Here is a 23,085-nt window from a genome sequence, read left to right on the forward strand (position 1 = left end):
AATGGGAATGCCCGCCGTGGCAGGGCACGGCGCAGCGACCGAGAGTATCCCCACGCTTGACGTATTCGTCAACCGGATTTTACTTGGTGAAATGGAAATGCGGCCGTGCTCAAGGCCGCCTGTCGTATCCCGCCAAATCGCTGTCCAGCGACCAAATGCGTACACGCGACATGCAATTGACGGCGCAGGTCCGTTCCCATTCCTTGATGATTGACAGGTCCGCCAGGCTGACCCCTTCATTGGTCTTGTCGACTGACTTGTTGCGCATCGCAGCTGCGGGGAATTCGCCCAGCCAGCCAAGAAAGTCCTCGCGATCTGGAAAGTGTGTCGCGCGATAGGGCACCGCGCCGCTCACCGCCAATTGGACGTTCTCGATCAGGAGCTGGGCGTAGCGGCGGCGGTTTCGGCCATCCGCCAACTTGGCGATATGGTTTCCCGTCTCCCACACCGCAGCCAGGGGAAGCAGGAAATGGTCGCCTTGCTCGATCAGGGCGCGAAACTCGTCGAATACCGCGAGCCGATCCTGATTGAAGCCCGGCACGTCGAGCACGTTGAGGTAGACGGAGGTGTCGAGCAGGACGATCGCGCCCATCAGGCGCCGCCCCGCATGCCCTCCAGCCAGGTCAGTGCGCTGGCCTTGCGTTCGGCGTCCAAGCGGGGTTCTTTGACGAAGCGTTCCAGCGTGCCGCTGGTGACCAACTCGCCGAGCGATCCCTGGGCAACCAGCTCGGGATAGTCGGGCACGTCGTGCAGGCGTACCAGGCGGCTGCTGCCGTCGCTCGGATCGCGGTAGCAGAACACCACGTCGGGCAGGGCCGAGTCCGGCAAGGCGTCGAGCAGCGCCGGATTGTGGGTCGACAGCAGGACACGCAGCTGGCGCCGCTCGGCAATGCTGCGGATGTTCGTCAGCAGTTGGCGCGCCCGGCTGGGATGCACGCCGTTGTCGATTTCCTCGATGACCACCAGGCTGCCTTCGGGGGCGGACAGCATGGCGGCGGCGATGGAGAGCACGCGCAAGGTGCCGTCCGACAGCAGCGAGGCGTCGTAATCGCGGGTTCGGCCACCAAACGTTTCGGTGAGCTTGACCATGACGCCGCCGCGCGGCTCCTTCAGGAAGGACAGGCCGGCGATGTCTTGCTCCGGCAGGCTTTGAATGAAGGCCAGGATGACCTGCCGTTGCAGCGCATAGGGTTGCTGTTGGGCCGCGTTGTCCGGCCCCCATAAATTAAAGAGCACGGCAGAGAGGTTCTTGCCGTCGCCTTGCAGCGTCGTGTCCGACGGGAACTCATAGCCGCGCATGCGCGCCGGCACCGGATCAAGGAAGAGCATGGCGGAGATCCACCGCTCTAGCTGTGTGGTGACCGGAGGAATCTGCTTCTGCGATTTGTCGTGGCCCGCAGCAAAGGTGGCGGGGCTGGTCAACTGGGCATAGATGGCCGTTTGGTCGCTGCAGCGCACATGTGGCTTGGTGCCGCCCTTGGCGAAGTTGTTGTAGGCCACGCCGACGTCGCTGCCCCGCTCCGTCGACGCCTGGTCCAGTGTGTACAGGGGAACGCTGGCGCCGGCATGGGTGAGCGTTTCGGACGAGATGTGTAGGCCATCGCTACGACGGGTCAAGGTCATCGTCAGCTGGTTCCATTCCGGCGCGCCGGTCTCGACGCCCAGGCCGAACGATGGGCCACGTTCGAATGCCAGGTCCCTCCACTGTACCGCGCACCACCCCATTCTGCACGGCGGATTGGATGGCGGTCAGCCGCTGACCTTGCGCAAGCCAGCATTGCAAGCGCATGCCTTCGATCGCGTTGCTCTTGCCGGAGGCGTTCGCGCCAATCAACACCGTCAGCGACGACAGGGGCAGGCGCGCTTGCCGATAGCTTTTGAAATTTTCCAACGTCACGGCGACTAGCATGAGCAGCCCTCCTGTGTCAGGCTGGGTTCGGCCTTGCCGGCTGGAAAAATAATTGCTGGTGTCGCTGCGGTCATGGCTTCCAATGAGGTAGGCTTTACGCATCATCATAGCACTGAGTTCTGACTTTGAATGCCGCAAATGGGCGCTGGGAGATGGGTGAACGGCGCTGCAAACGAGGAGTGGAAATGCAACCGCCCCCGCGATCCGGTGGGCCGGACGGCGGGGGCGGCGGGCGCCGGCGCGGGGCCGGGCGCGGCGGGCTGGGCGTTGGCCTAGTCGGCCTTGATCGCCTCGACCTGGATGGCCAGCTTGACCTCGGGCGCGAAGGCCGGGGTGGCGTAGTTCAGGCCGAAGTCGGTGCGCTTGAACTCGGCGATGGCGTTGGCGCCGCACACTTCGCGCTTCAGGCGCGGGTGCATGATGCACTTGAACTTGTTGACGGTCAGCGTCACCGGCTTGGTCACGCCGAGCATGGTCAGCTCGCCGTCGACCGAGACCAGCTTGTCGCCGTCGAACTTGAGCGACTTGCTCTTGTAGCTGACGGTGGGGAACTTCTCGACGTTGAACATCTCGGCCGACCTGGCGTGGCTGTTCATCTTGTCGAAGCCGAAGTCGATCGAGGCGGCGTCGATGCTGATGTCGAGCGTGCCGGTCTTGGCGGCGCGGTCGAGCGAGACGGTGCCGCTGGTCTTGTCGAACTTGCCGCGCCAGACCGACAGGCCCATGTGGTCGGCCTCGAAGCTAGGGTAGGTGTGGCTCGGGTCGATGTTGTAGGTGTCGGCGAAGGCCGAGCCGGCGCATACGGCGAGCAGGGCGGCGGTGAGGAACTTGAATTGCATCGTGTCTCCGTTATCGTTACAAGTTGCGGTGGGTGGTGCGGGGTGTGCGGGCGGGAATTACTGGCCGGCGACGACGTGGAACTTGATGGTCACCTCGTCGGCGACCATGCCGGTGTCCTTCCATTCGCCCTCGCCGACGTTGAAGGCCAGGCGCTTGATCGGCAGCGCGCCCTCGAACACCTGCTTGGCGCCGTCGGCCTTGACGCTGAGCGGGAAGCTGACGTCGGCGCTCTTGCCCTTGATGGTCAGCTTGCCCGTCACGTTGAGCTTGCCGGCGCCGGCGCCCTTGATGCTGGTCGAGACGAAGCTGGCCTTGGGGAAGGCGGCCGAGTTGAACCAGTCCTTCTTCGCCACTTCCTTGTTCATGTCGGCGTCGCCCAGGTCGAGGCTGGCGGTGTCGATCTCGACGCTGGCCTTGGCGGCGTCCGGCGTGGCGGCGTTGTAGTCGATGGCGATGCTGTACTTCTTGAACTTCGATTCGACCGGCACGTTCATTTGCTTGAACACGGCCGACACGCTGGTCTTGGCCGGGTCGGCCTTGAGCAGGGTGGCGGCGCCGGCGGCCAGGGAGACGCCGAGCAGGGTGGCGAGGACGATTTTCTTCATGTGGGTGGCTCCGGGGATAAGGGGTTAGGGCAGCATGCGGCGCAATACGCCGTCGCGGTCGATGAACTGGTGTTTCAGCGCCGCCAGCACGTGGCCGGCGACGGCGGCCGCCATGGTCATGGTCAGAACATAATGGACGGTTTTTAAGATCGGCTTAAGCTCGGCGTTGGCCTCGATCAGCGTGGGCAGCGGGATCAGGCCCAGGTAGACCACCGGCACGCCGGCGGCCGACGAGTACAGGTAGCCGGAGACCGGCACGGCGAAGATCAGCAGGTACAGCAGCAGGTGGGTGGCGTCGGCCGCCATGGCCTGCCAGGCCGGCATGCCGAGCGGATGCGGCGGCGGCCGGTTGGCGCGGCGCCAGAGCACGCGCAACGCGGCCAGCAGCAGCACGGTGACGCCCAGCCATTTGTGCCAGGAGTAGTATTTCAGCTTGGTGGGGGTGATGCCGTGGATCTCGGTCATCGTCAGCCCGAGGAAGAAGGCGGCGATGATCAGCAGCGCGCTCAACCAGTGGATGAGCATCGCGGTCTTGGTGTAGCGTTGCATCGGCAACTCCTTCAATAATAGTACGTATTAGGACTAATATACCAAAGAAATGCAATGCGTGCAGGCGGGGACGAATTCGGCGGACTCGCCGCCGCGCCGGGCGCAGGCCTTGCGGACCCGCGGCGGCCGGCGACGAGTTGCCGGCCGGCAGGATCTGGTGCAGAGTGCCCCAGCGCCGGCCGGCGGTCAAGCGGAGTTTAGATCGCGTGGGCGAGCTGGGCGGCGATGCCGATGTAGTTGGCCGGCGTCATCGCCAGCAGCAGCTCCTTGGCGTCCTGCGGAATGGCCAGGCCGGTGATGAACTCGCGCAGCGCGTCCTTCGAGATGCCCTTGCCGCGCGTCAGTTCCTTCAGCTGCTCGTAGGGGTTCTCGATGCCGTAGCGGCGCATCACGGTCTGCACCGGCTCGGCCAGCACTTCCCAGTTGGAGTCGAGGTCCAGCGCCAGGCGGGCGTGGTTGACCTCCAGCTTGTTGAGGCCGCGCAGGCAGCTGTCGTAGGCCAGCAGGGTGTAGCCGAAGCCGACGCCGATGTTGCGCAGCACGGTCGAGTCGGTCAGGTCGCGCTGCATGCGCGACACCGGCAGCTTCTCGGACAGGTGCTTGAGCACGGCGTTGGCCAGGCCCAGGTTGCCCTCGGAGTTCTCGAAGTCGATCGGGTTGACCTTGTGCGGCATGGTCGACGAGCCGATCTCGCCGGCCTTGGTCTTCTGCTTGAAGAAGCCGAGCGAGACGTAGGTCCAGATGTCGCGGTTCAGGTCGAGCAGGATGGTGTTGGCGCGGGCGAAGGCGTCGAACAGCTCGGCCATGTAGTCGTGCGGCTCGATCTGGATGGTGTAGGGGTTGAACACCAGGCCCAGGCGCTGCTCGATGACGTTCTTCGAGAAGTTCGGCCAGTCGAAGTCGGGGTAGGCCGACAGGTGGGCGTTGTAGTTGCCGACGGCGCCGTTCATCTTGCCGAGGATCTCGACGGCGGCGATGCGCTTGACGGCGCGCTGCAGGCGGGCGACCACGTTGGCCATCTCCTTGCCCAGGGTGGTCGGGCTGGCGGTCTGGCCGTGGGTGCGCGAGAGCATCGGCACGTCGGCGTTGGCGTGGGCGATCTCGGTCAGGCGGGCGACCAGCCCTGCAGCGCCGGCAGCATGACACCGTCGCGGGCGGCCTTGAGCATCATGCCGTGCGAGGTGTTGTTGATGTCCTCGGAGGTGCAGGCGAAGTGGATGAACTCGGAGGCGGCGACCAGCTCCGGCACGTCCTTGACCTGTTCCTTGAGCCAGTACTCGACGGCCTTGACGTCGTGGTTGGTGACCGCTTCGATTTCCTTGATGCGGGCCGCGTCGGCCTCGGTGAAGCCGCTGGCGATCTTGTCGAGCAGGGCGCTGCCGTCGGGCGAGAACGGTTTGATCTCGGCGAAGCCGGCGAGCGACAGGGCTTGCAACCAGGAAATCTCGACCTTGACGCGGTGGTGCATGAAACCGGCTTCGGACAGGATGGGGCGCAGCTTGTCGGTCTTGCTCGCGTAGCGGCCGTCGAGGGGGGACAGGGCCGACAGCGTGGAATAGGGAGTAGTAGTCATGGGGACGGGGACGCAGGTTAAGAAAACTGGTTGGCGATGCGGCGTGGGCCGGGGCGGCGGGGCGCCGGCCACGCAATCGGGCAAGACGCGATTTTACCACCGGCCGGCGCGCGGCCCGGCGGCGGCGTGGTTTTGCGTGGCGCCGGCGCCGCGCCGCGCGCTCGGCGCCACACCGCGCCGCCACACGGCGGCGGCGGCCCGCTTGCGCGGAAGCGCCCCGTGCGCTATCGTCGCGCCATTCCGGCCGGCGCGCCCGCGCCGGCCCGCCTTTCGACTGGAAGTCTTGCCCATGCGCCCATCCGCCGCCCTGTTGTTTTTCCCGCCGCTGGTCCTGTGCCTGCTCGCCGCCTGCTCCGAGGCGCCGCCGCCGGCGCCGCCGTATCCGGCCATCAGCGCCGGCTGCGCGCAGTGGCAGGACAGCGCCAGCCTGGCCGTGGCCGACAGCATCCACCTGAACGTCGCCGCGCCGCGCACGCTCGAGGACGGCGGCATCGAGTTGGTGCTGGCCTATTTCCTGCCGGCCAACAGCCGCGCCGACCTGGAGCGCACCGGCTTCGAGCTGACCGTGCCGCACGGCGCCGCCATCGCCAGCGGCCGCATCGGCCAGGTCGAGCGGCTGATCCCGCCGGTCGGCAAGGACGGCCCGATCGTGCTGCCCGGCCTGCCGCCACGGCTGCTGGGCGAGGCCTACGGCGCCGACGTCATCTACCGTTTTCCGCTGCGCTTCGCCGGCCCGCTGCCCGAGCGCTTCGACCTGACGCCGCCGGCCATGACGGTGGGCGGCGTGCGTTATCCGATGCGCACGCTGACCCTGCGCCGCTTCGCCCAGCGCGGTGCCTTCGGCCTGTGCTCCTAGCCGGGGCGCCGATGCTATACTGTTACTTAATCTTCTACTAAAAGCATCTATGAAACTAATCGGTTCCCTCGCCAGCCCCTACGTGCGCAAAGTGCGCGTCGTGCTGGCGGAAAAAAAGCTCGACTGCCAGTTCGAACTGGAAAACGTGTGGGCGGCGGACACCAGCATCCAGACCGTCAACCCGCTGGGCAAGGTGCCCTGCCTGATCATGGAGGACGGCAGCAGCATGATCGACTCGCGCGTGGTGGTCGAGTACCTCGACACGCTGACGCCGGTGTGCAAGCTGTTGCCGCCGAACGGACGCGACCGCGCCGACGTCAAGTGCTGGGAGGCGCTGGCCGACGGCGTGCTCGACGCCGCCATCCTGGTGCGCCTGGAGCGCACCCAGCGCCCGGCCGAGCTGCAGAGCGAGGCCTGGGTGGCGCGGCAGATGGGCAAGGTGGCGCTGGGCCTGGGCTCGATGGCGCAGCGGCTGGGCGAATCGCCCTTCTGCGCCGGCAACCACTACACGCTGGCCGACGTCGCCGTCGGCTGCGCGCTGGGCTGGCTGAGCTTCCGCTTCCCCGAGATCCTGTGGCGCGACGACCACCCCAACCTGGCCAAGCTGTTCGACAAGCTGTCGGAGCGGCCGTCCTTCAAGGACACGGTGCCGCAGTAGGTCGCGGCAGACACGCCGCCGGATCGTTCCGGCGGCGTTTTTCTTAGGAAGCACAAGATGTCCAAAACCCCGCCGCCCAGCGCCGCCGCCGCCGCCCCGCCCGCCGAGGCGGACGGCCCCAGCGGCCAACAGCAGCAACGCCTGCAGATGGCCGACATCGCCCGGCTGGCCGGGGTGTCCACCTCGACCGTGTCGCGCGCGCTGAGCGGCAGCAAGCTGGTCAACGACGAGACGCGCAGCCGCATCATGGAGCTGGCGCGCTCGCTCAAGTACTCGATCAACATCGGCGCGCAGAACCTGCGGCTCAAGCAGAACCGCACCGTCGGCGTGGTGGTGCCCTACGACTCGGGCACGCGGCAGCACCTGTCCGACCCCTTCTTCCTCGGCATGCTGGGCAGCCTGGCCGACGCGCTCACCGAGCAGGGCTTCGACATGCTGGTGACCCGGGTCGACGCCGAGCAGCTCGACGCCGCCGCCGCGCCCTTCGACAGCGGCCGGGTGATCGGCGTGGTGCTGATCGGCCAGTGGCGCCACCACGAGCAGCTCAACCAGCTGGCGGCGCGCCACGTGCCCATCGTGGTGTGGGGCGCCCAGCTGCCGCAGCAGCTGTACTGCACCATCGGCGGCGACAACGTGGCCGGCGGCCGCCTGGCCACCGCCCACCTGCTGGCGCAGGGCCGGCGCCGCATCGCCTTCCTCGGCGACACCGCCCTGCCCGAGGTGGCGCAGCGCCACGCCGGCTATTGCGCCGCGCTGGCCGAGGCCGGCATCGGCGCCGATCCGGCGCTGTGCGTGGCGGTCTCCTTCCTGCCCGAGGGCGGCGGCCTGGGCGTGCGCGAGCTGGCCGCCCGCCACGCCGAGTACGACGCCATCTTCGCCTGCAGCGACCTGTTGGCGATGACCGCCATCAACACCCTGCGCCAGGACGGCGTCGCCGTGCCGAAGCGGGTGGCGGTGGTCGGCTACGACGACATCGAGCTGGCCAGCTATTTCCATCCGCCGTTGAGCACGGTGCGCCAGGCCATCCCGGCGGCCGGCCGCGCGCTGGTGGCGGCCCTGCTGGCGCTGGTCGACGGCCGCCCGGCGCCGTCGCAGCAGCTGGCGACCGAATTGGTCGTGCGCGGCAGCAGCACCGCCTGAGGGCGGGGCGCGCCCGCGCCCCGCACCGACCAATTGCAACCGTTTGCAATAAATACTTGCCCGATACCACACTTTTCGTGCTGCAACGCAGCATTAAGTATTTCCCATGGCAACTTTCAAGTCGTATCGACAGCACCCCTCCTATGAAGTCCCGTTTGCCGCGGTGCGAGCAACGCATGCTGCGGCGCGTTAATGCAATCGATTGCAAAGAATTCAATTTCAAGGAATAATGGCGCACCTGCTCAAGAAATCGGCAACCGGCGCCAAGAATCCGGATCGATGCCCTTGGTCCCTGACAGCCGCCCCGATGCGGCGCACGACACACTTGGAGGAGACTATGGATACACGCAACGTCAAACTGAGCGGCATCGCCGCCGCCGTGGCACTGGCCGTTCTGCAGATGGGCGCCGCCCACGCCCAGCAGGCCGCCGCCGCCGCGAGCGACAACAAGGCCGACGGCCTGAACCTGGAGCGGGTGGTGGTCACCGGCACCACCGGCGGCTCGTCGAAGATGAAGTCCAGCGTCTCGGTCAGCACGATGGAGTTGGACGCCATCAAGCAGGGCGCGCCGACCAGCGCCGCCGAGGTGCTGCGCTCGGTGCCGGGCCTGCGCTCGGAGTCCTCGGGCGGCGAGGGCAACGCCAACATCACCGTGCGCGGCGTGCCGATCTCGGCCGGCGGCTCGCGCTATGTGCAGCTGCAGGAGGACGGCCTGCCGGTGCTGCAGTCGGGCGACTTCAACTTCATCACGCCGGACAGCTACGTCAAGATCGACGGCAGCCTGGACCATCTGGAAGTGGTGCGCGGCGGCTCCGCCTCCACCCTGGCCAGCAACTCGCCGGGCGGCATCGTCAACTTCATCAGCAAGACCGGCGCGGAGCGGGGCGGCCACATCGGCATCAGCCGCGGCCTGGGCTACGACGAGACGCGCTACGACTTCGACTACGGCGCGCCGATCTCCGACAAGACCCGCTTCTTCATCGGCGGCCACTACCGCAGCGGCGAGGGCATCCGCAAGACCGGCCTGTCGAGCGCGGACGGCGGCCAGATCCGCGGCAACATCACGCACGAGCTCGACAACGGCTTCATCCGCCTGTCCTTCAAACACCTCGACGACAAGTCGCCCACCGCGCTGCCGGTGCCGGTGCAGGTGGTCGACCACGAGGTGCGCGAGATCGCCGGCATCGACCCGCGCAAGGTCACCTTCTACTCGCCGCACTGGGTGCGCGACGTGGTGCTCGACAAGAACAACAACCACGTCTCGACCAACGTCAACGACGGCTTGTCGGTGAAGAGCGACGCCGTCGGCCTGGAGGCTTCGTTCAACCTCGGTTCGGGCTGGACGCTGAGCGACAAGTTCCGCAAGGCCAGCAACAGCGGCCGCTTCGCCGGCGTCTTCGCCGCCAACAACGGCACGCTGGGCAACTACGTGTTCGCCAGCGGGCCGAACAAGGGCCAGGCCTACAACGGCCGCGCCTTCTCCGCCGTGGTGTTCAACACCTCGATCGACGACGCCGGCAACACGCTCAACGACGCCAAGCTGGCCAAGACCTTCGCCCTGGCCGACGGCGCCAAGCTGACCACCACCGCCGGCCTGTATTCGTCGATCCAAAAGCTGGGCCTGACCTGGAACTTCAACGAGTACCTGATGCAGGCCAGCGGCGACAAGCCGGCCCTGCTGCAAACGGCCAACGCCACGCCCGGCCTGGTCGGCCCGGCCTTCGGCGGCTGCTGCTCGCGCGCCGTCGACATGGAATACAAGCTGACCTCGCCGTATCTGGCGCTGGCCTGGGAGCGGGGCGCGCTGAACCTGGACGCCAGCGTGCGCCAGGACCGCCAGCGCGCCAGCGGCACCGCCAACATCGCCAGCGGCGGCCTGCGCTACGACCCGGCCACCCAGCAGCTGGTCGACTACGAGATGAACCACAACTCCTACTCGGTCGGCGGCAACTACAAGATCGACCGCAACCTGGCCGTGTTCGCCCGTGTCAGCGACGGGGTCGCCTTCAACGCCGACCGCATCCTGTTCGGCACCCCGCTCGACGGCAGCGCGCCGATCAACATCAACACCGTCAAGCAGATCGAGGGCGGCGTGAAGTGGCGCCGCGGCGGCGTCAGCACCTTCGCCACGCTGTTCCAGGCCAAGACCGACGAGAGCAACTACGAGGCCACCACCCAGCGCAGCACCTCCAACAAGTACGACGCCAAGGGTGTCGAGCTGGAGGCGGCCTACAGCGCCGGCGACTTCCGCGTCAACGGCGGCCTGACCTACACCAAGGCCAAGATCACCGGCACCGCGCCGGGCGACGTGGCGGTGATCGGCAACACGCCGCGGCGCCAGGCCAAGGTGGTCTACCAGATCGCGCCGAGCTACACCTGGAACGACGCCACCTTCGGCGCCAGCATCGTCGGCACCGGCAAGTCCTGGGCCGACGACGCCCACACCATCAACATGCCGGCCTACCAGGTGGTCAACGCCTTCCTCAACTACCAGTTGAGCGCCAAGGCGCTGTTGTCGCTGACCGCCAACAACCTGTTCGACAAGATCGGCTACACCGAGGTCGAGGGCGACGGCCACGCCGCCCGCTCGATCACCGGCCGCGCCGTCAAGCTCAGCCTGAGCTACGCCTTCTGACGAGCTACCGGGTCAGACCCTCGGGTCTGACCCTACCGGCGTTTCGATTCTTGCCACGACCCGACTAGCCAACGCAGCAAGGGTCAGACCCAAGGGTCTGACCCTGCATTTCCGCGCCAACGACTTCACTTTGCAATACGACGACCTCAATGACCACAACCCCAACCCCTGTTGAACGCATGCTGGCCGTGCTGCCCGAACACCTGCGCGCGGCGGCGGCACAACGCCTGGCCGGCGCCGAGCCGGTGCTGCGCCAGCGCCTGGCCGGCCTGTACGGCGAGCGCGCCGACTTCCTGCCCTGGCTGGGCGAGCTGATGGAAAATATCGGCCGCCTGCACGCGGCGCGGCCGGACCAGCTGCACCAACAGGACGCGCTGCGCGCGGCGCAACCGGACTGGTTCCTCGGCCAGCAGATGCTCGGCTACTGCGCCTATGTGCAGCGCTTCGGCGGCACGCTGAACGGCGTCGGCGAGCGCATCGCCCACTTGCAGGAGCTGGGCGTCAGCTATCTGCACCTGCTGCCCTTCCTGCGCCCGCGCGCCGGCGAGAACGACGGCGGCTTCGCCGTCGCCAACTTCGACCAGGTCGACCCCGCGCTGGGCACGAACGCCGACCTGGAGGCGCTGACCGCGCGGCTGCGCGGCGCCGGCATCAGCCTGTGCTCCGACTTCATCCTCAACCACGTCGCCGACGACCACGCCTGGGCGCGCGGCGCGCGCGCCGGCGACCCGGCGTTGCGCGCGATGTTCCACGTCTTCCCCGACCGCGCGCTGCCGGACCGCTACGAGCAGACCCTGGGCCAGGTGTTTCCGCAGGCGGCGCCGGGCAACTTCAGCCACGTCGAGGAACTCGGCGGCTGGGTCTGGACCACCTTCTACCCCTACCAGTGGGACCTGAACTACGCCAACCCGGCGGTGTTCGCCGAGATGGCGGCGGCCCTGCTGCGGCTGGCCAACCGCGGCATCGAGGTGTTCCGCCTCGACTCCACCGCCTTCCTGTGGAAGCGCGAGGGGACCAATTGCATGAACCAGCCGGAGGCGCACGCGCTGCTGCAGGCGCTGCGCGCCGTGGTGGCCATCGCCGCGCCGGGCGTGCTGCTGAAGGCCGAGGCCATCGTGCCGACGCGCCAGCTGCCGGCCTACTTCGGCAGCGCGGCGGCGCCGGAATGCCACATCGCCTACCACAGCAGCCTGATGGCGGCCGGCTGGGCCGCGCTGGCCGAGCAGGACGCCGGCCTGCTGCGCCAGGTGATCGCCGCCACGCCGGCGCTGCCGCCGGCCGCCAGCTGGCTCAGCTACGTGCGCTGCCACGACGACATCGGCTGGAACGTGCTGCGCGACGAGGCCGGCGCGGCCGGCGCTCCGGCGGCCGGCGCTCCGGCGGCCGGCGCTCCGGCGGCCGGCGCGGCGGCGGCGGCGGCGCGGCTGGCGCGCATCGCCCGCTTCTTCAGCGGCGCCGACGGCAGCTACGCGGCCGGCGCCGCCTTCCAGAGCAGCGATCCGCACGCGGCGCACGGCAGCAACGGCATGGCCGCCTCGCTGGCCGGGTTGGAGACGGCGCGCGACGCCGAGCAACGCGGCGCCGCGCGGCGCCGCCTGCTGCTGCTGCACGGCCTGGCGCTGAGCTTCGGCGCGTTGCCGGTGCTGTACATGGGCGACGAGCTGGCGCAGCAAAACGACTACAGCTACGGCGCCCGCCCGCAGCACGCGATGGACAGCCGCTGGCTGCAGCGGCCCGAGTTCGACCTGCAACGCTGGGCCGGCCGCGACGATCGTCAAAGCGAGGCGGGCCAGGTCTACGCCGCGCTGCGCCAACTGGTGCGACTGCGCCGGCGCCTGCCCGAGCTGGCGGCCGGCGCGCCGCTGGCGCAGCCGCCCAGCGGCGACCCGGCGCTGCTGGCGCTGGCGCGCGGCGCGCGCTTCCTGGCACTGTTCAATTTCTCCGCGCAGCCGCGCGGCATGGCGCTGGACGGCCGTTGGACGGTACTGCAGGACGATCGCGTCATTGAATCGAGTGTCACGCTGGAGCCGTATGGCATGCTATGGCTGGCCCGCAGTGACGACGCAGTTACCCCGCAGTTTCCCTCCAAGGCGGCAACGCAAGGAACCACGGCATGAACCCACAGCACTCCATCGCGGTATTCGGCGAGGCCCTGGTCGACGACTTCGGCACCGAGCAGGTGGTCGGCGGCGCGCCCTTCAACCTGGCGCGCAACCTGGCCGCCTTCGGCATGGCGCCGCTGATGATCACCCGCATCGGCCGCGACGGCAACGGCGCCAAGGTGCTGGCCGAGTTCGAACGCTTCGGCATGCGTGTCGACGGCGTGCAGAGCGACCTGAGCGAGCCGACCGGCCGCGTCGTCGTCGAGCGCGAAGCGGGCGGCGGCGGCCACCGCTTCATCATCCTGCCGGACCAGGCCTACGACCACATCGAGCCCGGCCCGGCGCTGGCGGCGCTGACCGCGGCGGCGCCGGCCATGCTGTACTTCGGCACGCTGGCGCAGCGCCGGCCGACCTCCTACGCCAGCCTGCAGGCGCTGCTGGCGGCCACGCCGGCCAAGCGCTTCCTCGACCTGAACGTGCGCGAAGGGCAGGTGACCGAGCGCTGCGTCTACGAGTCGCTGCGCCAGGCCGACATCGTCAAGGTCAACGAGGAGGAGCTGAAGGACCTGTTCAACTGGTACACCCACACCAGCCCGGGCACCGACTCGATCGATTCCCCCGCGCTGCGCGCCGCCTGCGCCATGTTGATCCGCATCTTCGCGCTGGAGGGGCTGATCGTCACGCTCGGCCCGCGCGGCGCGGCCTGGTTCGGCGCCGACGGCTCCGTCGAGCTCAGCCCGGGCAGCGCGGCGCCGCCGCCGCTGGTCGACACGGTCGGCGCTGGCGACGCCTTCGCCGCCGTGTTCTTGTACGGCCGCGCGCAGGACTGGCCGCTGGCGCTGACGCTGGCGCGCGCCAACGACTTCGCCGGCGCCGTCTGCGGCATCGCCGGCGCGGTGGCGCCGCAGCTGGCCTTCTACCAATCCTGGCTGGCGCGCTGGCAAGCCAGCGGCAGCCCGACCTGAACCGGAGCCCCTGATGGCAACGCACAAACCGCATCTGTCGTTCTGGCAGATCGTCAACATGAACATCGGCTTCTTCGGCATCCAGTTCAGCTTCGGGCTGCAGCAGAGCAGCATGAGCCCGATCTACAAATACCTCGGCGCCGACGAGGCCAGCCTGCCCTACCTGTGGCTGGCCGGGCCGATGACCGGCCTGCTGGTGCAGCCGCTGATCGGCGCGCTGAGCGACCGCACGGTGACGCGCTGGGGCCGGCGCACGCCGTACTTCCTGATCGGCGCCATCCTCTGCAGCCTGGGCCTGCTGGCCATGCCCTTCAGCCCGACCCTGTGGATGGCCGCCAGCCTGCTGTGGATACTCGACGCCGCCAACAACGTGACGATGGAGCCCTACCGCGCCTTCGTCAGCGACAAGCTGGCGCCGCGCCAGCACTCGCTCGGCTTCCTGACGCAGAGCGCCTTCACCGGCCTGGGGCAGACGCTGGCCTATCTGACGCCGTCGCTGCTGGTTTGGTTCGGCATGAACAAGGACGCCGTCAACGGCAGCCACATTCCGCACATCGTCATCGTGGCGTTCTTGATCGGCGCGGTGTTCTCGATCAGCAGCGTGCTGTGGACCTTGAAGACCACGCCCGAGCATCCGCTCGACGCGGACGAGCTGGCGGCCATCCGCGCCCGGCCGCGCGGCCTGGCGCACACCCTGGGCGACATCGTCGACGCGGTGCGCGAGATGCCGCCGACGATGAAGCAGCTGGCGCTGGTCAAGCTGTTCCAGTGGTACGCCATGTTCTGCTACTGGCAGTACATCATGCTGTCGCTGTCGACCACCATCTACGGCACCACCGAGCAGAGCTCGCAGGGCTTCCGCGACGCCGGCTTGTTGACCGGGCAGGTGGGCGCCTTCTACAACTTCGTCGCCTTCGTCGGCGCGCTGGCGCTGGTGCCGTTCACGCGCCGCTTCGGGCCGAAGGCGATGCACAGCGTCTGCCTGGCGCTGGCCGGCATCGGCATGTTGAGCATCCCGCTGATCCACACGCCGGCGCTGCTGTTCGTGCCGATGGTCGGCATCGGCCTGGCCTGGGCCAGCATCATGGGCAATCCATACGTGATGCTGGCCGACTGCATCCCGCCCGAGCGCACCGGCGTCTACATGGGGATTTTCAACATGTTCATCGTCATCCCGATGATCATCCAGATCTTCACGCTGCCGCTGTACTACCGCAGCTGGCTGGGCGGCAATCCGGAGAACGTGATTCGCTTGGCGGGGGGATTGATGTTGTGTGGCGCGGTGGCCGTGTTGTTCGTCAAGCTGAGGGGGGCGCAGGCGGCGCCGGCGGCCAAGGTGAGAACACCCACCGGCGTAATTCTAGGGTCAGACCCTAGGGTCTGACCCTGGCTTGCTGCCGGTGGGTGGTTCGCCGCAGCGAGGGACTGCTTACTCCGACATCTGGCTCTGCAGGTAGTTCTGCAGGCCGACCTTGCCGATCAGGTCGAGCTGCGTTTCCAGCCAGTCGATGTGTTCCTCGGTGTCTTCCAGGATCATCAGCAGCAGGTCGCGCGAGACGTAGTCGCCGGCCTTCTCGCTGGCGGCGATGCCGTCCTTGACGGTGCTGTGGGCGCCGCGTTCCAGTTTCAGGTCGCAGGCCAGCATCTCTTCGGTCGATTCGCCCACCATCACCTTGTGCAGCGCCTGCACGTTCGGCAGGCCGTCGAGCATCAGGATGCGGTCGATCAGTTTGTCGGCGTGCTTCATCTCGCCGATCGATTCCTCGTACTCTTTTTTGGCCAGCTTGTCGAAGCCCCAGTGACGATACATGCGCGAGTGCAGGAAGTACTGGTTGATCGCGGTGAGTTCGTTGGTCAGCTGCGCGTTGAGCAGCTTGATGACGTCTTTGTCGCCCTTCATGGGAGGCTTTCTAAAATGGTGAAGAATTCCGCCATTTTGCCACGAAGCGGGGCGCGCGCGAAGCGGCAAAAGTGAGAAAAACGCCATAAAATCAAGGCAATGGCCGGTAATGAAAACCATTAACATCGTTGTGGTGCGGAATGAAAACCATTATCATTCCGGGGGTGCCGGCGGAGCCCTTTCGCGCCCCGTCCACCGCGCGCGGCGCGCGGCAGAACCGCCCCGCGCGACGAAGAAAAAAGGACCTTCCATGATGCTGCATATTCCCGGCGTGCTGACGCCGGCACAGGTAAGCGAGTTCCGCCAACGTTTGGCGGCCAGCGACTGGGTCGACGGCCGTGTCACCGTCGGCGCGCAGGGCGCCCAGGTCAAGCGCAACCGCCAGTTGGCCGAGACCTCGCCGCTGGCCGTCGAGCTGGGCGAGATCATCACCCGCGCGCTGGCGGCCCACCCGCTGTTCTTCTCGGCCGTGCTGCCGCTGCGCATCCTGCCGCCCTACTTCAACAGCTACGCCGGCGGCGAGCACTACGGTTCGCACATCGACGGCGCCATCCGCAACCGCGCCGGCACGGCGCTGACGATCCGCTCGGACGTGTCGTCGACCTTGTTCCTCAGCGGCCCCGAGGAGTACGACGGCGGCGAGCTGGTGGTGATGGACTCCTACGGCGCGCACGAGGTCAAGCTGCCGGCCGGCGACCTGATCGTCTACCCCTCGAGCAGCGTGCACCGGGTCGAGCCGGTCACGCGCGGCGAGCGGGTCTGCTCGTTCATGTGGACCCAGAGCATGGTGCGCGACGACTGGAAGCGCGGCATGTTGTTCGAGCTGGACCAGAACATCCAGAAGCTGCGCGGCGCCCACGGCGACAGCGAGGCCACCGTCGGCCTGGCCGGCCACTACCACAACCTGTTGCGCATGTGGGCCGAGCTGTAAAACTGGTGTGATCGCCACGTCGTTGCGCCACGTCAACAAGGACGCAACACGACACTAGTACGCCCGGCTTGGATCTTTCCGGCCGGCGTATAATCGCCAGCATGGCAACGCGCAACCTCAAATCCATCGATCCGGCACTATTGCTGCCGACTCCCGAAGTTCCGGAAAGCTACGGTCCGCGGAACGATGAGGATCTGCGCGTCCATCAGCTGGTTCAGGAAGCCCTCGACGCCGGCCCGGGCAAGAAGTACGCCACGGTTGCGGACTTCATACAGGCCTTGGATACCCGTGTGCCTTGATGACGCCGCCGACTTGGTGCCGTGCTTAAGTTGGACATGTCCGCGCTCGCGGAAGACGACGCGGCTGAAGCGCTCGCCTACTACGCTGCAATTTCCCCCGCACTAAGAACCTCCTTTCGCGACAATCTCGGCGCTGCCTTGACGCTGTTGTGCGGCTTGCCCGGCATCGGTTCGCGGCGCTTTTCCTATCTCTTCCCGGGTATTGATCTGCGCACCTGGTCAATCGACCGTTTCCCGTTCCGCATTTTCTATGCCGTCGATGGCGAGTTCCTAAGAGTGTTTCGCGTCGAGCATGAAATGCGCAATGTCACGCCGGGCATGCTCGGCCAAGGTCGGCATGGCGCTTGACGGACTGCCAACGAGTCGAGATATCCACCGCATGGACAACAAGCAAGCTTAAGCAGGAAGCTGGGCCGCTCAGGCCGCTTCCGGCAGGGCGTCGCCGCCGTGCGGGCCGGGGCCGTGCGGCGGGCGGTGGTGGCGGAAGGCCTGGCGGATGTTGTCGCGCAGCAGCGCGCCGTCCCAGGGCTTGGTGTAGAAGCGGTCGACCGCCCCGCTGTTGACCGCCGCCATCATCGAGGCCAGGTCGGCGTTGCCCGACAGGACGATGCGCACCGTGTCCGGATACATCGCCTTGACCTGGTCGAGGAAGGCGGCGCCGTCCAGCGCCGGCATGCACTGGTCGCACAGGATCACCTGCGCCTCGTGGCGCGCCAGCGCGTCGAAGCCCTCGGCGCCGGAGCGCGCCGTCTCGACGTGGTAGCCGTCGTCCTTGAACAGCTCGACCAGCATGCCGAGCATCAGCGGGTCGTCGTCGACGATCAGCAGCGTCTGGCGGCGCTCGTCGCAGGGCTCGGGCGGCGCCAGCCGGCGGCCCTGCAGCAGCAGCTCGCCGACCCGCTCGGCGTCGAGCGGCCGGCTGAAATAGTAGCCCTGGATCTGGTCGCAGTGGTGGCGCCGCAGGTAGCTCAGCTGGGCCAGCGTTTCGACGCCCTCGGCGACCACGTTCAGGTTCAGGCTGTGCGCCATGCTGATGATGGCGCGCACGATGGCGGCCGCGTCCGGGTTGCTGGTGACGTCGCGGATGAAGGCGATGTCGATCTTCAGCGTGTCGATGGGGAAGCGGCGCAGATAGGCCAGGCTGGAATAGCCGGTGCCGAAGTCGTCGATCGAGATCTTGACGTGGCGCCGCTTCAGGTTGCGCAGGCAGTCGATGGTGCGCGCCGTGTTGGCCATCAGCGAGGTCTCGGTCAGTTCCAGTTCGAGCAGCTCGGCCGGCACGGCGTTCTCGACCAGCGCCGCCATCACCTCGGCGTCGAGGTCGCCCTCGACGAACTGGCGGCCCGAGACGTTGATCGACAGCGCCACCGCGCCGACCGGCGAGTCGAGCCAGCGGCGGATCTGCCGGCAGGCCGTGGCGATGACCCAGCTGCCGACCCGCACCACCAGGCCGGTCTCCTCGAGCAGGGCGATGAACTCGCCCGGCGCCACCAGGCCGTGGCCGGGCCGTTGCCAGCGCAGCAGGGCCTCGAGGCCGGCGACGCGGCCGTCGCCCAGGCGCACCTTGGGCTGGTAGTGCAGCACGAACTCGTCGTTCTCCAGCGCCGCGCGCAGCGCCGTCTCCAGCTCCAGGCGGGCCAGCACGGCGGCGTTCATCTGCGCCGTGAAGAAGCGGTAGGTGTCGCGGCCGGCGTGCTTGGCCTGGTACATCGCCGTGTCGGCGTACTTGATCAACTCGTCGGGGGTGTCGGCGTCGTCGGGGTGGATGGTGATGCCGATGCTGGCGCTGACGTTGACGGTGTGGCCGCGCAGCTCGAACGGCGCGCGCAGCGCCGCCAGGATCTTGTTGGCCACCTGGGCGGCGCCCTGCTGGCCCTCCGGCGTCACCAGGATCAGCGCGAACTCGTCGCCGCCCAGCCGGCCGACGGTGTCGCGCAGGCGCACACACTGCACCAGCCGCTCGCTGAAGCGCACCAGCAGCTCGTCGCCGACCAGGTGGCCGAGGGTGTCGTTGACGTTCTTGAAGTGGTCGAGGTCGACGAACAGCACGGCGACCTGCCAGCCGTGCTCGCCGGCCAGCGCCAGGGTCTTCTTCAGCGTGTCGTAGAACAGCGTGCGGTTGGGCAGGCCGGTCAGCGCGTCGTGGTGGGCCTGGTGGTGCAGGCGCTGCTGCGCCAGCTTGCGCTCGGTGATGTCGCGCACCACGCCGACGATGATCCAGTCGGTGCCGCTGCGCAGCGCCTGGCGGTGCACCTCGACCTGCACCAGGCTGCCGTCCTTGCGGCGCAGCTCGGTCTCGTACAGCTCGGCGCCGCCGCGGCCGGCGATCATGGCGTCGTAGGCGCCCTCGTACTGGGCGCGGGCGCCGCCGCCGAGCGCCTCCGGGCCGACGGCGAGCAGCTCGGCGCGGCTGTAGCCGAGCATGCTGCAACTGGTGGCGTTGACCTCGACGAAGCGCATGCTGGCGCGGTCGATCAGCAGGATGGCGTCGGCGGTGGCGTCCATCGCGGTGCGGAAGCGCTGCAGGTCGGCGGTGCGGGCGCTGACCTGGCGCTGCAGCGCCGCGCTGTGCTGTTGCAGGTCGCCGTAGGCCTTCAGGCGCAGCAGGTTGCGCACCCGCAGCCACAGCTCGGCGCGGTCGACCGGCTTGCTGAGGAACTCCTCGGCGCCGGCGTCGAGGCCGGCCAGGCGGGCGCCGCGCTCGGTCAGCGCGGTGAGCATGATGATCGGGATGCGCGCGGTGGCGGCCTGCGACTTGAGCCGGCTGGCCACCTGGTAGCCGTCGAGGCCGGGCATCATCACGTCGAGCAGGATCAGGTCGGGCGCGCTGCGCCGCACCGCCGCCAGCGCCTCCTCGCCGCTGGCGGCGTACTCGGTGCGGTAGCCGGTCGGGCGCAGCAGCAGGTCGAGCAGCTTGCGGTTCTTCGCCTCGTCGTCGACGATCAGGATGGTGGCGGCGGTGGCGTGCATCAGGTGCTCCTTGCGCCCAGCAGGGCGTCGATCAGCGCGTACAGCTCGCGGTAGCGCAGCGGTTTGGCGATGTAGCCGTCGCAGCCGGCGGCCAGGCTGCGCGCCCGGTCGTCCTTCATCGCCAGCGCGGTCAGCGCGATGACGGGGATGGCGGCGGTGGCCGGGTCGGCCTTGAGCAGGGCGGTGGCGGCCAGGCCGTCCATGCCGGGCAGCTGCAGGTCCATCAGGATCAGGCCGGGGCGTTCGGCGCGCGCCGCCGCCAGGCCGCTCTCGGCGTCGGCCGCCGCCAGCACCTGGTGGCCGGCGTTGCGCAGCAACAGCGCGGCCAGCTTCATGTTCGCCAGGTTGTCTTCGACGACGAGTATGGTGGCCATGGCGCCCCCTCAGTGCGGCGCCAGGGCGCGGCGCACCTCGGCCAGGAAGCGGCCCTGGTTGAAGCCGGCCTTCTCGACGATGCGGATGGGCCGCGCGCGCGCGTCGTCGAGCGCGCCGCGCTCCCGTTCGCCGATCTGCTTGGCCGTCACCACCAGCAGCGGGATGGCGGCCGTCAGCGGGTCGCCGCGCAGCGCGGCGACGACGTCGAGGCCGTCCATGCCGGGCATCATCAGGTCGAGCAGGATCAGGTCCGGCCGCAGGCGCTGCGCCAGGCTCAGCGCCTCGACCCCGCTGTAGGCCCGCGCCACGCTGTAGGCGGGCGGGCGGAGGAAGCCGGCGATCACCTCGACCGCCTTGGGGTCGTCGTCGACCACCAGCACCGTGCGGCTGTGCTCGGGCGCCGGCGCCAGCGCCAGCGCGGCCAGCGCGGCCTTGAGCTGGCCGCGGCTGATGGGTTTTTGCAGCGCGGCGGCGGCGCCGCCGGCCAGCGCCAGCTCGGCGTCGGCGCCGCCGGAGACCACCACCACCGGCACCCGGCCCAGGGCGGCGTCGTCGCGTATGCGCCGGAGGAACTCCCAGCCGTCGATGCCGGGCAGCTGGATGTCCAGCGCGATCAGGCTGAGCGGCTGGCGCGGCGCCAGGCGCAGCGCCTCCTCGGCGCTGGCGGCGCGCAGCACGCTGAAGCCCTCGGCCTCGAGCAGCAGGCGGGCCAGCTCGGCGGCCTGGTCGTTGTCCTCGACCACCAGGGCGGTGCGCTCGCCCGGCGCGGCCGCGCCGGCGCCCTCGGCCCCGCCGCCGCCGCCGCCGCCGCCGCCCTCAGCCGCGCGGCCCGTGGCGGCCGGCGCGGTGTCGGCGTCCGGTGTCGCCGGCGCGGCGCGCAACGGCAGCCAAACGGCGAAGCGGGCGCCCCGCTCGACCGCGCTGGCCACCGCCACCGTGCCGCCGTGCAGCTCGGCGAGCTGCTTGACCATCGCCAGGCCCAGCCCGGTGCCCTCGAACTTGCGCGCCAGGCTGCTGTCGATCTGGCTGAAGGCCTGGAACAGCTTGGCCATGTCGCCCGGCGAGATGCCGATGCCGCTGTCGGCCACGCTGATCTCGAGGAAGTGCTGGTGCTCGTTGTCGGCCAGCGCGAAGCGGTGCACCGGCCAGTCGCCGGCCAGCGTGCCGACCGCCGCGCGCGGCACGCGGCGCGCCGCCAGCGTGACGGCCTTGCCGTCGGCGCCGAACTTGACGGCGTTGCTGAGCAGGTTGTAGACGATCTGTTTGGTCTTGCGCAGGTCCAGCAGCGGCGCGCCCAGCGCCTCGGGCGCGGCCAGTTCGAGCACCACCTGCGCCGCCGCCGCCTTCTCGCGCACCATGGTCAGGCTGCCGGCCAGCAGGGCGTTGAGGTCGACCGGCTCGAGCTCGAGCGCCATCATGCCGGCCTCGACCTTGGAGAGGTCGAGGATGTCGCTGATCAGCGCCAACAGGTGGTGGCCGCTGCTGAAGATGTCGTCGATGTACTCGTGCTGCAGCTCGCTGGTGGGCCCCATCAGGCCGTCCTTGAGCGCCTCGGAAAAGCCGATGATGGCGTTGAGCGGGGTGCGCAGCTCGTGCGACATGGTGGCGAGGAACTCCGACTTCATCCGGCTGGCCCTTTGCAGCTCGACGTTCTTGTCCTCCAGCGCGCGCTCGAAGCGCTTGCGCTCGGTGACGTCGCGCGCGGCGGCGAACACGCCCTGCAGCTGGCGGTCGCGGTCGTGGAAGGTGGCGGCGTTGTAGGACACCACCGTCTCCTCGCCGTTGATGGCGCGCACCGTCAGCTCGTAGTCGCTGACCTTGTGCTCGGTGAGCACGCGGCGGATGGCGGCGTCGGCGCGGGCCGGGTCGGTGAAGAACTTCTTGCAGGGCGCGCCGATCAACTCGTCGCGGGTGCGCCCGGTCAGCGCCACCATCTGCTGGTTGACGTCGGAGATGATGCCCTGCGGGTCGGTCATCATCAAGGCGTCGATGTTCGACTCGATCAGCGAGCGGGTGTAGAACTGCTGGTCGCGCAGGCGCTGGTCGAGCAGGGCCTGGGCCGCCTCGACCTGCTTGCGCGCGGTGTTGTCGGTGCCGATCAGCAGGTAGCCGATGATGGCGTCGGCGGCGTCGCGCAGCGCCGTCACCGACACCACCGCCGGGAAGCGGCTGCCGTCCTTGCGCACGTAGGTCAGCTCGTAGATGTCCTCGATGCCGCGCGAGGCCTTGAACACCAGCGCCTCGAAGCCGGGGGTGATGGGGGTGTCGAGCTCCAGGCTGAGCGTGGCGGCGCGGGCGATCAGCTCGGCGGGGTCGGAGATGTCGGCCGGGGTGATGCGGTTGAGCACGTCGAGGGCGGCGTAGCCGAGCATGCGCTCGGCGCCGACGTTGAAGATCTGGATCACGCCCTTCTCGTCGGTGGCAATGCTGGAGAAGTAGGCGCTGTTGAAGATGGCGTCCTGCAGGGTGCCGGTCTTGAGCAGGGTTTCCTGGCGCAGCAGTTCGAGGTTGCCCTCGAGGCCGCTGGGGCGTTCGCTGGCGTTGCCGCCAAAGCTGGTCCGGTGCATGGTGTGGCCCGCGTGAAGAGTGGCGTTTCAGTCGGGGGCGCAGACAAGGGGGTGTAGTGCCACAACTGCAGAGCAGGCTCGCAGATTGGCGCCGATCAGCGCTGAGAAAACCAACAGGCCGGTGGCAAGGAGGAGGGGAGTAACTCGATTAAGAATAGCAGAGGGCGGCTGGCGTGTGTCAATTAATGCGGCAAGGCGGCGAAATATCCGG

The 23,085-nt window shown here is 68.4% G+C and carries 20 protein-coding genes and 1 pseudogene; 10 read left to right on the plus strand and 11 right to left on the minus strand.

Going from position 1 to position 23,085, the window contains the following annotated elements; genetic code table 11:
* Positions 1-109 precede the first annotated feature (109 nt).
* The 7 genes and pseudogenes from QC826_RS00435 to purB all read right to left on the minus strand — a co-directional run bounded on the left by QC826_RS00435 (position 110) and on the right by purB (position 5,476).
* Positions 110-592 (minus strand): hypothetical protein, encoded by a 483-nt coding sequence (locus QC826_RS00435; protein WP_279763919.1) that lies wholly within the window; start codon positions 590-592, stop codon positions 110-112.
* Positions 592-1,623 (minus strand): AAA family ATPase, encoded by a 1,032-nt coding sequence (locus QC826_RS00440; protein WP_279763920.1) that lies wholly within the window; start codon positions 1,621-1,623, stop codon positions 592-594. The genes QC826_RS00435 and QC826_RS00440 overlap by 1 nt, the downstream gene beginning before the upstream one ends.
* Positions 1,604-2,017, minus strand: coding sequence for an AAA family ATPase (locus QC826_RS00445; protein WP_279763921.1), 414 nt, complete (start codon positions 2,015-2,017; stop codon positions 1,604-1,606). Before QC826_RS00445 ends, QC826_RS00440 begins: the two co-directional genes overlap by 20 nt.
* Positions 2,018-2,181: 164 nt before the next feature.
* Complete coding sequence (locus tag QC826_RS00450; protein WP_279763922.1) at positions 2,182-2,748, minus strand: YceI family protein; 567 nt, start codon at positions 2,746-2,748, stop codon at positions 2,182-2,184.
* A 57-nt stretch (positions 2,749-2,805) separates the two neighbouring features.
* A complete protein-coding gene (locus QC826_RS00455) occupies positions 2,806-3,354 on the minus strand; it encodes a YceI family protein (protein WP_279763923.1) in 549 nt (182 codons plus the stop codon).
* 24 nt (positions 3,355-3,378) lie between these two features.
* The gene (locus QC826_RS00460) at positions 3,379-3,903 is read right to left on the minus strand and encodes a cytochrome b (RefSeq protein WP_279763924.1); all 525 of its coding nucleotides are present in this window, start codon (positions 3,901-3,903) and stop codon (positions 3,379-3,381) included.
* Positions 3,904-4,100: 197 nt separating this feature from the next.
* Positions 4,101-5,476: pseudogene (gene purB / locus QC826_RS00465) on the minus strand (adenylosuccinate lyase).
* Between the two features lie 289 nt (positions 5,477-5,765).
* On the opposite strand from purB, the gene QC826_RS00470 reads away from it, so the two are divergent.
* The 7 genes from QC826_RS00470 (at position 5,766) to QC826_RS00500 (ending at position 15,216) form a co-directional block, all read left to right on the plus strand.
* Positions 5,766-6,332, plus strand: coding sequence for a hypothetical protein (locus QC826_RS00470; protein ID WP_279763925.1), 567 nt, complete (start codon positions 5,766-5,768; stop codon positions 6,330-6,332).
* A gap of 49 nt (positions 6,333-6,381) precedes the next feature.
* Positions 6,382-6,990: a glutathione S-transferase family protein gene (locus tag QC826_RS00475; RefSeq protein WP_279763926.1), complete on the plus strand. Its 609-nt coding sequence runs from the start codon at positions 6,382-6,384 to the stop codon at positions 6,988-6,990.
* Between the two features lie 57 nt (positions 6,991-7,047).
* The gene (locus tag QC826_RS00480; RefSeq protein WP_409567744.1) at positions 7,048-8,130 is read left to right on the plus strand and encodes a LacI family DNA-binding transcriptional regulator; all 1,083 of its coding nucleotides are present in this window, start codon (positions 7,048-7,050) and stop codon (positions 8,128-8,130) included.
* Positions 8,131-8,467: 337 nt separating this feature from the next.
* On the plus strand, positions 8,468-10,765 hold the full coding sequence (locus tag QC826_RS00485) for a TonB-dependent receptor domain-containing protein (RefSeq protein WP_279763927.1): 2,298 nt from the start codon (positions 8,468-8,470) through the stop codon (positions 10,763-10,765).
* A gap of 149 nt (positions 10,766-10,914) precedes the next feature.
* Positions 10,915-12,882: an alpha-amylase family glycosyl hydrolase gene (locus QC826_RS00490; protein WP_279763928.1), complete on the plus strand. Its 1,968-nt coding sequence runs from the start codon at positions 10,915-10,917 to the stop codon at positions 12,880-12,882.
* Positions 12,879-13,832 (plus strand): PfkB family carbohydrate kinase, encoded by a 954-nt coding sequence (locus QC826_RS00495; RefSeq protein WP_279763930.1) that lies wholly within the window; start codon positions 12,879-12,881, stop codon positions 13,830-13,832. Before QC826_RS00490 ends, QC826_RS00495 begins: the two co-directional genes overlap by 4 nt.
* A 13-nt stretch (positions 13,833-13,845) precedes the next feature.
* The gene (locus QC826_RS00500) at positions 13,846-15,216 is read left to right on the plus strand and encodes an MFS transporter (RefSeq protein WP_279763932.1); all 1,371 of its coding nucleotides are present in this window, start codon (positions 13,846-13,848) and stop codon (positions 15,214-15,216) included.
* Between the two features lie 45 nt (positions 15,217-15,261).
* Here QC826_RS00500 and bfr read toward each other — a convergent pair whose 3' ends face one another.
* A complete protein-coding gene (bfr, locus tag QC826_RS00505; protein ID WP_099418043.1) occupies positions 15,262-15,732 on the minus strand; it encodes a bacterioferritin in 471 nt (156 codons plus the stop codon).
* A 250-nt stretch (positions 15,733-15,982) separates the two neighbouring features.
* Between bfr and QC826_RS00510 the strand changes: the two genes are divergently transcribed.
* The 3 genes from QC826_RS00510 (at position 15,983) to QC826_RS00520 (ending at position 17,310) form a co-directional block, all read left to right on the plus strand.
* On the plus strand, positions 15,983-16,663 hold the full coding sequence (locus QC826_RS00510; RefSeq protein ID WP_279763934.1) for a Fe2+-dependent dioxygenase: 681 nt from the start codon (positions 15,983-15,985) through the stop codon (positions 16,661-16,663).
* Positions 16,664-16,764: 101 nt separating this feature from the next.
* Positions 16,765-16,962 (plus strand): hypothetical protein, encoded by a 198-nt coding sequence (locus QC826_RS00515; RefSeq protein ID WP_139236597.1) that lies wholly within the window; start codon positions 16,765-16,767, stop codon positions 16,960-16,962.
* Positions 16,963-16,998: 36 nt separating this feature from the next.
* Complete coding sequence (locus QC826_RS00520; protein WP_279763937.1) at positions 16,999-17,310, plus strand: type II toxin-antitoxin system RelE/ParE family toxin; 312 nt, start codon at positions 16,999-17,001, stop codon at positions 17,308-17,310.
* Between the two features lie 69 nt (positions 17,311-17,379).
* Here QC826_RS00520 and QC826_RS00525 read toward each other — a convergent pair whose 3' ends face one another.
* From QC826_RS00525 to QC826_RS00535, 3 genes are read right to left on the minus strand one after another with little or no spacing between them, the layout of a single operon-like run.
* The gene (locus QC826_RS00525) at positions 17,380-19,932 is read right to left on the minus strand and encodes an EAL domain-containing protein (protein WP_279763938.1); all 2,553 of its coding nucleotides are present in this window, start codon (positions 19,930-19,932) and stop codon (positions 17,380-17,382) included.
* A complete protein-coding gene (locus QC826_RS00530; protein WP_093389084.1) occupies positions 19,932-20,306 on the minus strand; it encodes a response regulator in 375 nt (124 codons plus the stop codon). The genes QC826_RS00525 and QC826_RS00530 overlap by 1 nt, the downstream gene beginning before the upstream one ends.
* Positions 20,307-20,315: 9 nt before the next feature.
* On the minus strand, positions 20,316-22,874 hold the full coding sequence (locus QC826_RS00535) for a PAS domain-containing hybrid sensor histidine kinase/response regulator (protein WP_279763939.1): 2,559 nt from the start codon (positions 22,872-22,874) through the stop codon (positions 20,316-20,318).
* Between the last annotated feature and the right edge of the window lie 211 nt (positions 22,875-23,085).

It is taken from the genome of Rugamonas sp. DEMB1 (assembly GCF_029834475.1).
In the GTDB taxonomy this organism is placed as follows: Bacteria; Pseudomonadota; Gammaproteobacteria; order Burkholderiales; family Burkholderiaceae_D; genus Rugamonas; species Rugamonas rubra.

What these genes read in the sequence shown, in the direction of transcription:
- QC826_RS00435 (WP_279763919.1), bottom strand. Translation starts at nt 592, where the DNA reads ATGGGCGCGATCGTCCTGCTCGACACCTCCGTCTACCTCAACGTGCTC.
- QC826_RS00450 (WP_279763922.1), bottom strand. Translation starts at nt 2,748, where the DNA reads ATGCAATTCAAGTTCCTCACCGCCGCCCTGCTCGCCGTATGCGCCGGC.
- QC826_RS00470 (WP_279763925.1), top strand. Translation starts at nt 5,766, where the DNA reads ATGCGCCCATCCGCCGCCCTGTTGTTTTTCCCGCCGCTGGTCCTGTGC.
- QC826_RS00510 (WP_279763934.1), top strand. Translation starts at nt 15,983, where the DNA reads ATGATGCTGCATATTCCCGGCGTGCTGACGCCGGCACAGGTAAGCGAG.
- QC826_RS00500 (WP_279763932.1), top strand. Translation starts at nt 13,846, where the DNA reads ATGGCAACGCACAAACCGCATCTGTCGTTCTGGCAGATCGTCAACATG.
- QC826_RS00515 (WP_139236597.1), top strand. Translation starts at nt 16,765, where the DNA reads ATGGCAACGCGCAACCTCAAATCCATCGATCCGGCACTATTGCTGCCG.
- QC826_RS00445 (WP_279763921.1), bottom strand. Translation starts at nt 2,017, where the DNA reads ATGATGATGCGTAAAGCCTACCTCATTGGAAGCCATGACCGCAGCGAC.
- QC826_RS00455 (WP_279763923.1), bottom strand. Translation starts at nt 3,354, where the DNA reads ATGAAGAAAATCGTCCTCGCCACCCTGCTCGGCGTCTCCCTGGCCGCC.
- bfr (WP_099418043.1), bottom strand. Translation starts at nt 15,732, where the DNA reads ATGAAGGGCGACAAAGACGTCATCAAGCTGCTCAACGCGCAGCTGACC.
- QC826_RS00530 (WP_093389084.1), bottom strand. Translation starts at nt 20,306, where the DNA reads ATGGCCACCATACTCGTCGTCGAAGACAACCTGGCGAACATGAAGCTG.
- QC826_RS00520 (WP_279763937.1), top strand. Translation starts at nt 16,999, where the DNA reads ATGTCCGCGCTCGCGGAAGACGACGCGGCTGAAGCGCTCGCCTACTAC.
- QC826_RS00485 (WP_279763927.1), top strand. Translation starts at nt 8,468, where the DNA reads ATGGATACACGCAACGTCAAACTGAGCGGCATCGCCGCCGCCGTGGCA.
- QC826_RS00525 (WP_279763938.1), bottom strand. Translation starts at nt 19,932, where the DNA reads ATGCACGCCACCGCCGCCACCATCCTGATCGTCGACGACGAGGCGAAG.
- QC826_RS00535 (WP_279763939.1), bottom strand. Translation starts at nt 22,874, where the DNA reads ATGCACCGGACCAGCTTTGGCGGCAACGCCAGCGAACGCCCCAGCGGC.
- QC826_RS00460 (WP_279763924.1), bottom strand. Translation starts at nt 3,903, where the DNA reads ATGCAACGCTACACCAAGACCGCGATGCTCATCCACTGGTTGAGCGCG.
- QC826_RS00480 (WP_409567744.1), top strand. Translation starts at nt 7,048, where the DNA reads ATGTCCAAAACCCCGCCGCCCAGCGCCGCCGCCGCCGCCCCGCCCGCC.
- QC826_RS00495 (WP_279763930.1), top strand. Translation starts at nt 12,879, where the DNA reads ATGAACCCACAGCACTCCATCGCGGTATTCGGCGAGGCCCTGGTCGAC.
- QC826_RS00490 (WP_279763928.1), top strand. Translation starts at nt 10,915, where the DNA reads ATGACCACAACCCCAACCCCTGTTGAACGCATGCTGGCCGTGCTGCCC.
- QC826_RS00475 (WP_279763926.1), top strand. Translation starts at nt 6,382, where the DNA reads ATGAAACTAATCGGTTCCCTCGCCAGCCCCTACGTGCGCAAAGTGCGC.
- QC826_RS00440 (WP_279763920.1), bottom strand. Translation starts at nt 1,623, where the DNA reads ATGACCTTGACCCGTCGTAGCGATGGCCTACACATCTCGTCCGAAACG.